The 14,559-nt window shown below is 73.1% G+C and carries 8 protein-coding genes and 1 tRNA gene; 4 read left to right on the plus strand and 5 right to left on the minus strand.

Annotation, left to right across the window (positions count from 1 at the left end; translation table 11 throughout):
• Positions 1–42 precede the first annotated feature (42 nt).
• From SCA03_RS26565 to SCA03_RS26590, 5 genes are all read right to left on the minus strand, one after another.
• Positions 43–1,527, minus strand: coding sequence for a glutamate synthase subunit beta (locus SCA03_RS26565; protein WP_030887069.1), 1,485 nt, complete (start codon positions 1,525–1,527; stop codon positions 43–45).
• Positions 1,520–6,058, minus strand: a complete 4,539-nt coding sequence (gene gltB / locus SCA03_RS26570; protein ID WP_030887071.1) for a glutamate synthase large subunit — start codon at positions 6,056–6,058, stop codon at positions 1,520–1,522. The genes SCA03_RS26565 and gltB overlap by 8 nt, the downstream gene beginning before the upstream one ends.
• Before the next feature lie 554 nt (positions 6,059–6,612).
• Positions 6,613–7,827: a leucine-rich repeat domain-containing protein gene (locus SCA03_RS26575; RefSeq protein ID WP_211293546.1), complete on the minus strand. Its 1,215-nt coding sequence runs from the start codon at positions 7,825–7,827 to the stop codon at positions 6,613–6,615.
• An 83-nt stretch (positions 7,828–7,910) separates the two neighbouring features.
• Positions 7,911–9,299: an SDR family NAD(P)-dependent oxidoreductase gene (locus SCA03_RS26580; RefSeq protein WP_141275705.1), complete on the minus strand. Its 1,389-nt coding sequence runs from the start codon at positions 9,297–9,299 to the stop codon at positions 7,911–7,913.
• 524 nt (positions 9,300–9,823) lie between these two features.
• Positions 9,824–9,895: transfer RNA gene (locus SCA03_RS26590), tRNA-Ala, on the minus strand.
• Positions 9,896–10,164: 269 nt separating this feature from the next.
• Between SCA03_RS26590 and SCA03_RS26595 the strand changes: the two genes are divergently transcribed.
• From SCA03_RS26595 to SCA03_RS26610, 4 genes are all read left to right on the plus strand, one after another.
• A complete protein-coding gene (locus SCA03_RS26595; RefSeq protein WP_030887079.1) occupies positions 10,165–11,220 on the plus strand; it encodes a LacI family DNA-binding transcriptional regulator in 1,056 nt (351 codons plus the stop codon).
• A gap of 11 nt (positions 11,221–11,231) precedes the next feature.
• Positions 11,232–12,194 (plus strand): carbohydrate ABC transporter permease, encoded by a 963-nt coding sequence (locus tag SCA03_RS26600; RefSeq protein WP_141275706.1) that lies wholly within the window; start codon positions 11,232–11,234, stop codon positions 12,192–12,194.
• Between the two features lie 83 nt (positions 12,195–12,277).
• Positions 12,278–13,087 (plus strand): carbohydrate ABC transporter permease, encoded by an 810-nt coding sequence (locus SCA03_RS26605; protein ID WP_230988928.1) that lies wholly within the window; start codon positions 12,278–12,280, stop codon positions 13,085–13,087.
• A complete protein-coding gene (locus SCA03_RS26610; protein WP_086817201.1) occupies positions 13,084–14,481 on the plus strand; it encodes an ABC transporter substrate-binding protein in 1,398 nt (465 codons plus the stop codon). The genes SCA03_RS26605 and SCA03_RS26610 overlap by 4 nt, the downstream gene beginning before the upstream one ends.
• The last annotated feature ends 78 nt before the right edge of the window (positions 14,482–14,559 follow it).

Consider the following 14,559-nt stretch of genomic DNA (forward strand, 5'->3'; position numbering starts at 1 on the left):
GCTGGTCCGTACGCCGTTGTACGGAAATCCCGTGGACCGTCGTCAGACGGCCAGAGCGCGGTCCGTGGGACGGACCGGCGCGGGCAGGGTACCGGCCGTGCCGGTGAGGTAGCGGTCGACGGCCTGGGCGGCGGAGCGGCCCTCGGCGATGGCCCAGACGATGAGCGACTGGCCGCGCCCGGCGTCACCGGCGACGAACACGCCGTCGACGTTGGTGGCGTACTGCCCGTCGCGGGCGACGCTGCCCCGCGCGTCCAGTTCGACGCCGAGCTGTTCGACGAGGCCGTTCTCCCGGTCGACGCCGGTGAAGCCCATCGCGAGCGTCACCAGCTGGGCGGGGATCCTCCGCTCGGTGCCGGCCTTCTGCTCCAGCTTGCCGTCCACCATCTCGACCTCGACGAGGTGCAGCCACTGCACGTCGCCGACCGTCTGCCCCTCCGCGGGCTCGGAGCCCTCGAAGTGGGTCGTGGAGACGGAGTACAGCCGCTCGCCGCCCTCCTCGTGCGCCGAGGTCACCTTGTACAGCAGCGGGAACGTGGGCCAGGGCTGGCCGGCCGGGTCCCGCTCCTCACCGGGCCTGGGCATGATCTCCAGCTGGGTGACGGAGGCCGCGCCCTGCCGGTGTGCGGTGCCGACGCAGTCGGCGCCGGTGTCGCCGCCGCCGATGACGACGACGTGCTTGCCCTCGGCGGTGATCGGCGGGGCCACGTAGTCGCCCTCCTGCACCTTGTTGGCCAGGGGCAGGTACTCCATGGCCTGGTGGATGCCGTTCAACTCGCGGCCGGGCACGGGCAGATCGCGTGCCGTGGTGGACCCGGTGGCGACGACGACGGCGTCGTAGCGCTTGCGCAGCTTGGCCGCGTCGAGGTCCCGGCCGATCTCCACCCCCGTACGGAACTTGGTGCCCTCGGCACGCATCTGCTCGATACGGCGGTTGATGTGCCGCTTCTCCATCTTGAACTCGGGGATGCCGTACCGCAGGAGGCCGCCGATGCGGTCGGCACGCTCGTAGACGGCGACGGTGTGCCCGGCCCGGGTCAGCTGCTGGGCCGCGGCCAGCCCGGCGGGGCCGGAGCCGATGACGGCGACCGTCTTGCCGGAGAGCCGCTCGGGCGGCTGCGGGGTGACGGCGCCCGACTCCCACGCCTTGTCGATGATGGAGACCTCGACGTTCTTGATGGTCACGGGCTGCTGGCTGATGCCGAGCACGCACGCGGACTCGCACGGCGCGGGGCACAGCCGCCCGGTGAACTCGGGGAAGTTGTTGGTGGCGTGCAGCCTCTCGGACGCGGCGGCCCAGTCGCCACGGTAGGCGTAGTCGTTCCACTCGGGGATGAGATTGCCGAGCGGACAGCCGTTGTGGCAGAAGGGGATGCCGCAGTCCATGCACCGGCCGGCCTGCTTGCTGATGATCGGCAGCAGCGAGCCGGGGACGTGGACCTCGTTCCAGTCCTTGACCCGTTCCTGCACGGGGCGGGTCTGTGCGACCTGGCGGTCGGTGGTCAGAAAGCCCTTCGGATCAGCCATGGGTCGCCGCCTCCATCATCTTCTCGTGGGTCTCGGACTCGCTCAGACCGGCCCGCTCGGCGGCGTCCCTGGCGGCGAGCACGGCCTTGTACGTTGCGGGGACCACCTTGCTGAAGCGGGCCAGCGCGGCGTCCCAGTCGGCGAGGAGCGCGGCGGCCACGGTCGAGCCGGTCTCCTCCTGGTGGCGGCGCACCACGTCGTGCAGCCACGTCCCGTCGTCGTCGGTCAGCTCCTCGACGGCCTCCCGCAGCCCGGGGTTGACGTCGGCCGGGTCCAGGTCGACGACGTAGGCGGTGCCGCCGGACATGCCGGCGCCGAAGTTGCGCCCGGTGCCGCCCAGGACGACGGCGGCGCCGCCGGTCATGTACTCGCAGCCGTGGTCGCCGACGCCTTCGGAGACGACCAGGGCGCCGGAGTTGCGCACGCAGAAGCGTTCGCCGACCCGGCCGCGGAGGAAGATCTCGCCGCCGGTGGCGCCGTAGCCGAGGGTGTTGCCGGCGATCGTGGAGTACTCGGCGAGGTGGTCGGCGGCGCGGTCGGGGCGGACGACGATCCGGCCGCCCGAGAGGCCCTTGCCGACGTAGTCGTTGGCGTCGCCCTCCAGCCGCAGGGTGATGCCGCGCGGCACGAAGGCGCCGAAGGACTGGCCGGCCGAGCCGGTGAAGGTGAGGTCGATGGTGTCGTCGGCGAGCCCGGCGCCGCCGAACCGCTTGGTGACCTCGTGGCCGAGCATGGTGCCGACCGTCCTGTTGGTGTTGCGGATGGCGACCCGGGCGCGCACCGGCTGCGCCGCCTCGGCGTTCTCGGCCTGCAACGCGTCGGCGGCCAGCTTGATCAGCTGGTTGTCGAGCGCCTTCTCCAGGCCGTGGTCCTGCGGGACGGCCTGGTGCAGGACGGCGCCCTCGGGCAGCTCCGGCACGTGCAGCAGGGGCGCCAGATCGAAGCCCTTGGCCTTCCAGTGGTCCACGGCGCGGCTGGTGTCGAGCAGTTCGGCGTGCCCGATGGCCTCGTCCAGGCTGCGGAAGCCCAGCTCGGCGAGGATCTCGCGGACCTCCTCGGCGATGAACTCGAAGAAGTTGACGACGTGTTCGGCCTTGCCCGTGTAGCGCTCGCGCAGCACCGGGTTCTGGGTGGCGATGCCGACGGGGCAGGTGTCGAGGTGGCAGACGCGCATCATCACACAGCCGGAGACGACGAGCGGTGCGGTGGCGAAGCCGTACTCCTCGGCGCCGAGGAGCGCGGCGATCACCACGTCGCGGCCGGTCTTGAGCTGGCCGTCGGTCTGCACGACGATCCGGTCGCGCAGGCCGTTGAGCAGCAGCGTCTGCTGGGTCTCGGCCAGGCCCAGCTCCCAGGGGCCGCCGGCGTGCTTGAGGGAGGTGAGCGGCGAGGCGCCGGTGCCGCCGTCGTGCCCGGAGACGAGGACGACGTCGGCGTGCGCCTTGCTCACACCGGCGGCGACGGTGCCGACCCCGACCTCGCTGACGAGCTTCACATGGACCCGCGCCGCCGGGTTGGCGTTCTTCAGGTCGTGGATGAGCTGGGCGAGGTCCTCGATGGAGTAGATGTCGTGGTGCGGCGGCGGCGAGATGAGGCCGACGCCGGGTGTGGAGTGCCGGGTCCTGGCCACCCACGGGTAGACCTTCGGGCCGGGCAGCTGGCCGCCCTCGCCGGGCTTGGCGCCCTGGGCCATCTTGATCTGGATGTCGTCGGCGTTGACGAGGTACTCGCTGGTGACGCCGAAGCGGCCGGAGGCGACCTGCTTGATGGCCGAGCGCCGGGCCGGGTCGTAGAGCCGCTCGGGATCCTCGCCGCCCTCGCCGGTGTTGGACTTGCCGCCGAGCTGGTTCATGGCGACGGCCAGCGTCTCGTGGGCCTCCTGGGAGATGGAGCCGTAGCTCATGGCCCCGGTGGAGAACCGCTTGACGATCTCGCTCACCGGCTCGACCTCGTCGACCGGGACGGGGGCCCGCCCGCCGGCGAAGGAGAACAGCCCGCGCAGGGTCATCAGCCGCTCGGACTGCTCGTCGACGCGGCGGGTGTACTCCTTGAAGATGTCGTAGCGCCGCTGCCGGGTGGAGTGCTGGAGCCGGAAGACGGTGTCCGGGTCGAACAGGTGCGGTTCGCCCTCGCGGCGCCACTGGTACTCGCCGCCGATGTCGAGGTCGCGGTGGGCGGGCGCGATACCGGAGGCCGGGTAGGCGGTGGCGTGCCGGGCGGCGACCTCCTCGGCGACGACGTCGAGCCCGGCGCCGCCGATCTTCGTCGTCGTGCCGTGGAAGTAGCTGTCGACGAACTCCTGGTCGAGGCCGACGGCTTCGAAGACCTGGGCGCCGCGGTAGGAGGCGACGGTGGAGATGCCCATCTTCGACATCACCTTCAGCACACCCTTGCCGAGGGCGTGGATGAGGTTGCGGATGGCCTGCTCCGGGTCGGTGTCCGCGGGCAGGAAGGTGCCGGCGCGTACCAGGTCCTCGACGGTCTCCATGGCCAGGTACGGGTTGACGGCGGCGGCGCCGTAGCCGATGAGCAGCGCCACGTGGTGCACCTCGCGCACGTCCCCCGCCTCCACCAGCAGCCCGACCTGGGTGCGCTGCTTGGTGCGGATGAGGTGGTGGTGGACGGCGGAGGTGAGCAGCAGCGAGGGGATCGGCGCGTGCTCGGCGTCCGAGTGCCGGTCGGACAGGACGATCAGCCGGGCGCCCTCCTCCAGCGCCGCGTCGGCCTCGGCGCAGATCTCCCGCAGCCGTGCGGCCAGCCCGTCCCCGCCGTCGGCGACCCGGTAGAGCCCGGAGAGCGTCACGGACTTCAGGCCGGGCAGATCGCCGTCGGCGTTGATGTGGATGAGCTTGGCCAGCTCGTCGTTGTCGATGACGGGGAACGGCAGGGTGACGCTGCGGCAGGAGGCCGCGGTGGGCTCCAGCAGGTTGCCCTGCGGGCCCAGCGAGGAGCGCAGCGAGGTGACCAGTTCCTCCCGGATGGCGTCCAGCGGCGGATTGGTGACCTGCGCGAACAGCTGGGTGAAGTAGTCGAAGATCAGCCGGGGGCGGGCGGAGAGCGCGGCGATGGGCGCATCGGTGCCCATGGACCCGATGGGTTCGGCGCCGGTGCGGGCCATCGGCGCGAGCAGGACGCGCAGTTCCTCCTCGGTGTAGCCGAAGGTCTGCTGGCGGCGGGTGACCGAGGCGTGGGTGTGCACGATGTGCTCGCGCTCGGGCAGGTCCTCCAGCTCGATCTCGCCGGCGTCCAGCCACTCCCGGTAGGGGTGTTCGGCGGCGAGCTGCGCCTTGATCTCGTCGTCCTCGATGATGCGGTGCTCGGCGGTGTCGACGAGGAACATCCGGCCGGGCTGGAGCCGCCCCTTGCGGACGACCTTGCCGGGGTCGATGTCGAGCACGCCGACCTCGGAGGCGAGGACGACCAGGCCGTCGTCGGTGACCCAGTAGCGGCCGGGGCGCAGCCCGTTGCGGTCGAGGACGGCGCCGACCTGGACGCCGTCGGTGAAGGTGACGCAGGCCGGGCCGTCCCAGGGCTCCATCATCGTGGAGTGGTACTGGTAGAAGGCGCGCCGGGCGGGGTCCATGGCCTCCTGCCGCTCGGCGCTCTCCCACGCCTCGGGCACCATCATGAGCACCGCGTGCGGCAGCGAACGGCCGCCCAGGTGGAGGAGTTCGAGGACCTCGTCGAAGGTGGCGGAGTCGGAGGCGCCGGGCGTGCAGACCGGGAAGATCCGCTCCAGGGTGTCCCCCTCGCGCCCGAACAGATCGCTGGCGAGCTGGGATTCGCGGGCCCGCATCCAGTTGCGGTTGCCCTGCACGGTGTTGATCTCGCCGTTGTGCGCGACGAACCGGTACGGGTGGGCCAGCGGCCAGCTCGGGAAGGTGTTGGTGGAGAACCGCGAGTGCACCAGGGCGACGGCGCTGGCCAGACGGCGGTCGGAGAGGTCGGGGAAGAACGGCTCCAGCTGCCCGGTCGTCAGCATGCCCTTGTAGACGAGGGTGCGGGCGGACAGCGAGGGGAAGTACACGCCGGCTTCGCGCTCGGCGCGCTTGCGCAGCACGAAGGCGAGCCGGTCCAGGGCGATGCCGCTGCGGGCGCCGTCGGCCGCGGAGACGAACAGCTGCCGCAGCAGCGGCATGGTGGCGCGGGCGCCGGCGCCGAGCAGATCGGGGGCGACGGGCACATCGCGCCAGCCGAGCACCCGCAGCCCCTCCTCGGACGCCAGCGTCTCGATGTGTGAGACGGCGTCCGCGCTCGCGGAGCCCTCGGCGGGCAGGAAGGCGATGCCGACGGCGTAGCTCCCGGCGTCCGGGAGCGCGAACGGCACGCTCTCGCGCAGGAACGCGTCCGGGACCTGGAGGAGGATGCCGGCGCCGTCCCCGGTGTCCGGGTCGGAGCCCGTGGCGCCCCGGTGCTCCAGGTTGCGCAGCACGGTGAGGCCCTGTTCCACCAGGTCGTGGCTGGGTTCGCCGGTCAGGGTGGCCACGAATCCGACACCGCACGCATCGTGCTCGTATCGGGGGTCGTACATCCCCTGCGCGGCAGGGTGGTGGGCGGCCCAAACCGGTGCAGACACAGCGCGCATCGGCTCTCCCGTCGTCTCGTGGCAGTGGTACGTACCGAGGGACGACGTTGGCCCTCACGCGTGCAGAAAAGGTCCGCGCAGGTTACATGATGACCCTCTTCCCGAACAGTGAACACCATGTGCTCAGCATGCGGACAGCCGCGACACGGGCGGGCGTTCGCGCACGGGCGGGACGCCCCGGCACACCGCCGGGAACGCCTCCGCGGACGGCATCCGGAACGCTGGACTCCGGCGTCGGGAAAGTCGGGAACAGGGGCCCTGTGGGGACCTGCACGGTGGCGGGGGTTGGGGGTGTACCCCCGAAGAAGAGTGTGGATCGAAAGCGGACCCGGGCGTCGTTGCCGAATGGGCCTTCTGGCTTCTGCCCACCAGTGAACCCCGCGAAACCGCGCGGTAACAAACGGATCATGCCCCGGCGCACGGCCGATACGCTGTGGCCCACCTCACAGCACCCTGGCGCTCCGGCCCCCGCGCCCCCTGTGACCAGGCGCGATCCTCCTTCAGTCCGGTGCCGTGCCGGGCCCGGGAAGCGGCTGCCGATGGACGCTGCGGATCGCCGCGACCGCCGCGGGGACCGGCAGCGGGGCCACCTCGGCGCTCAGCGCGTCCAGCCGCCGCTTGACGCTGCGTGCCACCCCCGAGCCGAAGCGGAACCGGGTCGGGGTGACCGCGCACCGCGCGGAATCCAGCAGCCGGTGCGCCGCCGCGCTGGTCGCGCCGGTGTGGGTGAGGACGAGATGCATCAGCCGGTGCGGTCCCGCGGCCAGGGCCGCGCCGACGAACGCGGCCGCCGTCTCGTCGAACCGGTTGTCGGCGGCGCCCAGCGCCCGGGCGGCCTTCACCCGGCCCAGATCGCACAGCTCCACGCCCGCGTGCACCGCGGCGGCGACCAGCCGGCCGGCGGCCGGCGCACCGATGCCGTCGCTCGCCACCGACAGCCGGCGCAGCCGCCCGAACGGTGCCCGCTCCAGCGCCCCGGTCAGCTCCGCCGCGCCCGCGTCGCCCAGCCCCGCCGCCGCCAGATACAGCTCACCGCAGGCACCCGCCGCCACGACGGGCGCGAGCGCCCGCGCCCCGGCCGGGCCCAGCGGATTGCCGCCCGCGTACAGCCGCTCGACCGGACGGCCGTCCCGCGCCGCCGCGACCAGCGCCTCCGCGAGCGCCGCTGCGCCGGACGGCTCCAGGCCCGTCTGGACGAGGTCGAGCGTGCGCAGCTCCCGCACCTGGGCCAGCAGCCGCGCCGCCGCATCGCCCGCCCCGGCCCCCAGCGGGTTGCGCTTGAGCCAGACGCCGGTGACCGCCGACGGTGAGGCCCGCAGATTGTCCGCGAGGGAGCAGACACCGGCCGAGGTGAGGGTGTTGCAGCCGAGGTAGAGCGTCTCCACGCCCGCCTCGCCCGCCCGCTCCGCGACGGCCGCGGCCCCGGCGTCCCCCAGCCCGTCCGTGCCGAGCAGGAGATGACGCACCGGGCCGTCCGGGCGCAGCGCCCGCGCCACCTCGGCAGCGCCGCCCGGGCCGAGCTGCTGCTTGCACAGGTCGAGACGGCCGTCGGGCAGCGCCGTGCCCGCGGCGAAGTCCAGCCGGCGCGGTGCGGCCCGGCCGGTGCGCAACCACTCCAGCAGCGGCCGCAGTTCCTCCACCGGACGCGGCACGACGGCCGGCACCCCGGCGAACGCCGCTCCCGGCCCGGCCTCTTCGGACGACTCGGACGACACCCCGGACTCCCCCGCTCCCGGACGCCCGCCGCCGGGCGCGGCTCCGGACGGACCGCCCAAGACCGCGCCGGACGCCCCGTCGCTCACCATGCGGCCTCCGCGTAGTCCTTGAGGAACACCCCCGCGAGAGGAGCGCCGGCCTCGCCCCGCACGATCGGGTCGTAGAGCCGGGCCGCGCCGTCCACCACGTCCAGCGGGGTGCGGAAACCGGCCGCGGCACGGCGGATCTTGGCCGGGGACGGGTTCTCGTCGGTGATCCAGCCCGTGTCGACGGCGCACATGTGCACCCCGTGCCCGGCCAGATGGGGGCCGCTGGTGCGGGTGAGCATGTTGAGCGCGGCCTTGGCCATGTTGGTGTGCGGATGCCCGGCCGTCTTGTTGCGTACGGCGAACCTGCCCTCGACGGCGGAGACGTTGACGACGTACCGGCGCGGGTACGGCGAGGCGAGCAGCAGCGGCAGCAGCCGGTCGCACAGCAGCAGCGGCGCGACGGCGTTCACCAGCTGGGTCTCCAGGACCTCGGCGCCGTCCAGCTCGCCCAGCCGCGCCGACCAGGAGTTGGCCGCGGCCGGGTCCGGCAGCAGCCCCGCCTCGTCCAGAAGCGGGCCCGCCCCCTCGTCGGGTGCCGCACCCGGCACCGGCGACTGCCCGGCCCGCGCGGCCGGTTCCGCGCCGGCCGGCGTCGCCGACGGCAGCGGAGCGAGCGCCCCGGCCGGCAGGGGCGCGGACGGCCGCTCGGGCCGGAAGCCCGGCGCCTGCCGCAGCCGCACGCCGGGCGGGACCCCGGTGCGCTCCCCCGCGACGAGCGGCGCATACGCCTCGCCCGGCCGGCGCACGGTCTGCGCCGCGTTGTTGACGAGGATGTCCAGCGGCCGGCCGTCCCGCCGGAGGTCCTCGCACAGGCCCAGCACCTGGCGCGGGTCGCGCAGATCGATCCCGATCACGGTGAGCCGGTCCAGCCACTCCGCACTGCCCGGCACCCGGCGGAACCTGCGCACGGTGTCCGCGGGGAAGCGGCTGGTCACCATCGTCTCGGCGCCGTCCCGCAGCAGCATCAGCGCGAGCTGGAAGCCGATCTTGACCCGGCCGCCGGTCAGCAGGGCGCGCCGGCCGCGCAGATCCGTACGCAGGGCGCGGCGCGCCGCGTTGTCCGCCGCGCACCCGGGGCACAGCAGATGGTAGAAGCCGTCCACCTGCCGGTAAGTGCCCTTGCAGACATAGCAGCGGCGGGGGCGCGTGTAGTACGCGGGAGCGCCCGGTGACGGGTCGGCACCGGGCAGTGCGGCGTCCTCGCGCCGGGCGGGCGAGCCGGTGGCGGTCGCCGCCCGGACCTGAGCATCCGCCTGCCGGTGCCGGGCGTTCCGCGCGCTCTTCCGCCGGCGCCGGCCGTCCCGCGCGAAGGACGCGGCGACCTGCTCGGCCTCCAGCCGCACGGGATCGTCGACGGGCAGCGCACGCAGCCGCGCCACCATCCGGTGAAACGCCCCCAGCTCACCACCCCGACCCCCCACCCGTTCCCCACCGTGCCCCTCATCCCCCGCCACCTCCACCACCTCCGACTCGGCGCATGGCACCTCCGCCAACTCCGCCCCAACGCCCGACACCTCCGCCAACTCCCGCCCCACGGCCTTCGGCCCGGCGCACGACACCCCCGCCAACTCCCGCCCCGCGACATCCGGCGAGGCGCACAACACCCCCGCCAACTCCGGCTCGACGCCCGCCGCCCCCACCGACTCCGGCTCCGGCTCCGCGCCCGACACCTCCGCCAACTCCCGCCAAACGGCGTCCGGCTCGGCGCACGACACCCCCGCCAACTCTCGCCCAACGGCGTCCGGCTCGGCGCACGACACCCCCACCGACTCCGGCCCCGCGACATCCGGCGAGGCGCACGACGCCTCCGCAGACTCCGGCTCCGCCGGCGCTCGTCCCGAGGGTTCGCCGCTCACCCCGTGCCCCCGTGCTCTCCTTCAGCCACCCGGCTGCCCCACCTTTCGGGAGGTCCCGACCGGATTCGAACCGGCGTGCCCGACATGCCGTGTCGGTGCGCCTGCCTCTGCGCTACGGGACCGCGTGTGCGCGCCTTCCGCACAACTGGCCGAGGAATCTACCGGGTTGGCGCGTGGGCCGGACAGCGGGGTCCCGGTGCCCGGCGGAGCCCTGTCACACCCCTTGACAGGCACTCGGCACACCCTCACCATCTGTAAACGTTTTCAGCTGCTGTAAAGGTTTACAGCCAACTGCCGCTCCGGCCGGGACCGTCGGGCAGCCGGCTCTGCCCGCCGCCCGGTCCGTACCTGTCCGGGCACGTGAGCGGCCTGCGCAAAGGGGCGAGTTGTGATGCCGGACGGCGGACCACCCACCATCGTGTCGATCGCGGAGCGCGCCGGCGTCTCGATCGCCTCGGTGTCACGGGTGCTCAACGGGGTGGGCGCGCGGCCCGAGACCGTGCGGAAGGTGGAGCGGGCGGCGGCCGAGCTGGGCTATGTGCCCAACGCCGTCGCGCGCTCCCTCAAGGGCGGGCGGACCAAGCAACTGACCTTCGCCATGCAGGACATCGGCAACCCGGTGTACGTGGCGATGGTCCGCGAGATCCAGGCCGTCGCCCGGGCCGCCGGGCACCGGCTGCTCATCCACTCCACGGACGCCGACACCGAGGAGGAGCTGTCCGTCGTCCGCAGCCTCGGCGACCGGCGCAGCGACGGGCTCATCCTGTGCCCGATCCGCATCACGCCCGAGCACATCGAGGTGCTGGAGAACGCCGCCGGGCCGGTGGTCGTCATCGGTGCGCTGCCCGAGCGGGTGCGGGTGGACGCCGTGCAGACGGACTCGGTCGCCGGTGCGCAGCTGGCCGTGCGCCATCTCGCGGAGACGGGCCGGCGCCGGATCGCCTTCGTCAACGGCCCGTTGGACACCGTGCCCGGGCACAACCGCCGGCAGGGCTATCTCAAGGCGCTCGCCGATCAGGGCCTGGCGCACGATCCGGCGCTGGAGCACGCCACCGACTTCGGACTGGCCGCGGGCCGGGCGGCGGCGCACCGGCTGCTGGCCGCCGACCCGCCGCCGGACGCCTTCTTCTGCGCCAACGACCAGTTGGCGTTGGGCGCCAGCCAGGCCGTGCACGAGCGGGGGCTGCGGATACCGCAGGACATCGCCGTGGTCGGCATGGACGACAGCGAACTGGCCCGCGCCGGCTGGCCGCCGTTGACCAGCGTCGGGCTCGGCTCCGAGGAGCGGGGGCGTACCGCGGCGCGGATGCTGCTGGAGCGGCTCGGTGACGCGGAGAACCCGGCACCGGCCGCCGCACGCAGGACGACGGCGCAACCCCGGCTGGTCGTGCGCGCCTCCACCGTGGCCGGGCACGTCCCGGCCACGGACCCGGCGGGTACGGCGTGAGCGCCGCGACCGTGCGGCCGAAAGCGGGGGCAGGCGCGGGCACGGGCACGGGCGCTCCCCCGCCGCGCACCCCGGCCGAGCGCCGCCGGGTGCTCGGGCTCGACCGGGGCGCCTGGTTCCTGCTGGCCCCGGCGCTGCTGCCGATCCTGGTGCTGAGCGCCGGCCCGCTGCTGTACGCGATATCCCTGGCGTTCACCGACGCGCACACGGGACGGACGGCGACGACGCGCTTCGTCGGCGTCGACAACTTCGCCGACCTGCGCCTGGACTCCCTGTTCTGGGAGTCGTTCCGGATCGGCCTGGTGTGGGCGGTGTGCGTGACCGCGCTCCAGCTGCTGCTGGCGCTCGGGCTCGCGCTGCTGCTGAACCAGAATCTGCGCTTCCGGTGGCTGGCCAGGACGCTCGCCCTCGTCCCCTGGGCGATGCCGGAGGTCGTCGTCGGCATCATGTGGCAGCTCGTCTACCACCAGGACGCCGGCATCCTGAACAAGACGCTGCGCCAACTCGGCGTCCTGAGCGGCACGTCGGGCAACATCGACTGGCTGACGCATCTGTCGTGGGCGCTGCCTGCCGTGATCCTCGTCGGCGTCTGGGCGGGGATGCCGCAGACGACCGTCGTGCTGCTGGCCGGGCTCCAGAACGTGCCCAGGGAGCTGGCGGAGGCCGCGCAGCTGGACGGCGCCGGGGTGTGGCGGCGGTTCGCGAGCGTGACCTGGCCGGCGCTCAAGCCGGTGGCCGTCGCGATCACCGCGCTCAACTTCATCTGGAACTTCAACTCGTTCGGTCTGGTCTATGTGCTCACCCAGGGCGGGCCGGGCGGGCAGACCCGGCTGCCGATGCTGTTCGCCTACGAAGAGGCCTTCAAGTACGGGCAGTTCGGCTACGCCGCCGCGATGGGCGTGGTGATGATCGCCGTCGTCGCCGTCCTCCTCACCCTGTTCCTGCGCAAGCGCCTGAAGGAGGACGCCGCATGAGCGCCACGTCACCCCTGCCCGTGCGGGCCGCCCCCGGTGCGTCCGGCGCCGGTGCCGCCCGCGCCCGACGGGCCGCCGCCCGCATGGGGCAGTACCTCGGGCTGCTGTGCTATCTGGTCTTCCTGGCCTTTCCGCTGCTGTGGCTGCTGTCGACGTCGTTCAAGTCGCCGCAGGAGCTGGGGCGGATCGACCCGACGTGGATCCCGGAGCACCCCTCGCTGGACAACTTCCGGGAAGCCTTCGCCGCCCAGCCGCTGGCCCGCTCGGCGCTCAACAGCCTGCTCGTGGCGGGCGGTGCGACGCTGATCTCGGTGGCGGTCGCGGTACCCGCGGCCTATGTGCTGGTCCGCCACCGTTCGAAGGTCGGCAGCGCGGCGACCGGCTGGGTGCTGGTCAGCCAGATGTTCCCGTTCGTGCTGGTCATCATCCCGCTGTTCCTGCTGCTGAAGAACTTCCACCTGATCGATTCCCTGGCGGGGCTGATCGTCGTCTACGTCGTGTGGAACCTGCCGTTCTCGCTGTGGATGCTCCAGGGGTACGTGCGGGCGGTGCCGCCCTCCCTGGAGGAGGCCGCGGCCATGGACGGGGCCGGGCGGCTGCGGATCCTGCGCAGCATCGTGCTGCCGCTGCTGACCCCCGGCCTGGTGGCGACGCTGATGTTCTCCTTCGTCACCGCCTGGAACGAGTTCTTCTTCGCCCTGGTGCTGCTCAAGTCCCCGGAGAACCAGACGATGTCCGTGATCCTCACCCGCTTCCTCGGCGCCGAGGGCGTCGCCGACCTGGGCCCGCTCGCCGCCGCCTCGGTCCTCGCCATGATCCCCAGCCTGCTGTTCTTCGCGCTGCTCCAACGGCGGCTGGCCGGCGGCATGCTGGCCGGGGCGGTGAAGGCATGAGCGCGCGCGGCACACTTCTCGGACGGCTGCGGACGGCGGCGGCCGTGGCGCTCGCCGGTGTCCTGCTGGCCTCGTGCGCGGGCGGCGGCGAGGACGGGCGGAGCGCGGACGGCACCGTCACCCTCGACTACTTCAGCCTGGCCTGGCAGAAGGAGTCGGTGGCGGCGAACAAGAAGCTCGTCGCGCAGTGGAACAGGACGCACGAGAAGGTCAAGGTCCGCTATGTGCAGGGCCAGTGGGACACCGTCCACGACCAGCTGCTGACGTCCTTCGAGGGCGGCGAGGCACCCGACATCATCCACGACGACGCCAGCGATCTGACGGACTTCGCCTACGGCGGCTACCTCGCCGATCTGCGCGGCCTGCTGCCGAAGGAGCTGCTGGCCGACATCCCGCAGCGCACCTGGGACAGCACCACGATGAACGGCGGCCGGGTCTACGGTGTGCCGTTCTCCCAGGAACCCCGGGTGATCATCGCGAACGAGAAGCTGCTGCGGCGCTCCGGCGTCCGCGTGCCCACGCCCGAACACCCCTGGACCTGGGGCGAGTTCGAGAAGGCCGCGCGTGAGCTGTCCGGGCGCACCGCCAAGGGCGGCAGGCGGTACGGCGCCGTGTGGACGATGAAGGAACCGGTCAAGCAGTCCGTCAATCTGTCGCTGTCCACGGGCGGACGCGTCTTCACCCGCGAGGGCACCGGCAACGGCGCGAAGGGCGCAGAGAACGCGAGGGGTGCGAAGGGCGCGGAGAACGCCGAGAACGCGGAGAACGCCGTCCGCTTCGATCATCGCGACTCCGCCGTCAGCGAGCTGATCGACCGGCAGGTGCGGCAGGGCACGGCGCCGCGCAGCGGCCTGGGCATGGCCGGATCCGACGCGCTGCCGGGGCTGTTCGCCGGGCGGTACGCGATGGCGCCGCTGAACTTCTCCTTCCGCCAGCAGGTCGCCCAGCAGGCGCCGGACGACTTCGACTGGACGGTGCTGCCGATGCCGCGCGGCCCCGGCAGGGGGCAGAACGCCCAGGGCGTCGTCCCGCAGACCCTGTCCGTCGCCGAGGAGAGTCCGCACAAGCGGGCCGCTGCGCGGTTCGTCGCCTATCTGTCCCGGCCGGAGCACATGGCCGCGCTCGCCAAGGGCGACTGGCTGCTGCCCACCGGTGAACAGGCGCTCCGCGACCCGGCGATCAACCGGCGCGAGGACGGCTGGGACGTGGGGGTGGAGACGGCCGACACCCTGCGGCCCTCGCCGACGCTCGGCGTCCGCGGCTTCGCCGAGTGGTCCGACAAGATCGCCACCCCTGCCTTCCAGCGCTACTACCGGGGCGACATCCGCCTCGGCGCACTGCGCGAGTCCCTGGTGGAGGACGGGAATCTCATCCTCGACCGCTATCAGCGCTGACGCCCGGCCGGCCGGTGCCGTGCCCGGACCGTCCCGGGCCGCACCGGCCGCGGGCCGTGCGGTGCCCCGCCCCGCGGC

Origin of the sequence: Streptomyces cacaoi (assembly GCF_006539165.1) — a bacterium.
Taxonomy (GTDB): domain Bacteria; phylum Actinomycetota; class Actinomycetes; order Streptomycetales; family Streptomycetaceae; genus Streptomyces; species Streptomyces cacaoi.

What these genes read in the sequence shown, in the direction of transcription:
- SCA03_RS26565 (WP_030887069.1), bottom strand. Translation starts at nt 1,527, where the DNA reads ATGGCTGATCCGAAGGGCTTTCTGACCACCGACCGCCAGGTCGCACAG.
- gltB (WP_030887071.1), bottom strand. Translation starts at nt 6,058, where the DNA reads ATGTACGACCCCCGATACGAGCACGATGCGTGCGGTGTCGGATTCGTG.
- SCA03_RS26580 (WP_141275705.1), bottom strand. Translation starts at nt 9,299, where the DNA reads ATGGTGGCGCGGCTGCGTGCGCTGCCCGTCGACGATCCCGTGCGGCTG.
- SCA03_RS26595 (WP_030887079.1), top strand. Translation starts at nt 10,165, where the DNA reads ATGCCGGACGGCGGACCACCCACCATCGTGTCGATCGCGGAGCGCGCC.
- SCA03_RS26605 (WP_230988928.1), top strand. Translation starts at nt 12,278, where the DNA reads ATGGGGCAGTACCTCGGGCTGCTGTGCTATCTGGTCTTCCTGGCCTTT.
- SCA03_RS26610 (WP_086817201.1), top strand. Translation starts at nt 13,084, where the DNA reads ATGAGCGCGCGCGGCACACTTCTCGGACGGCTGCGGACGGCGGCGGCC.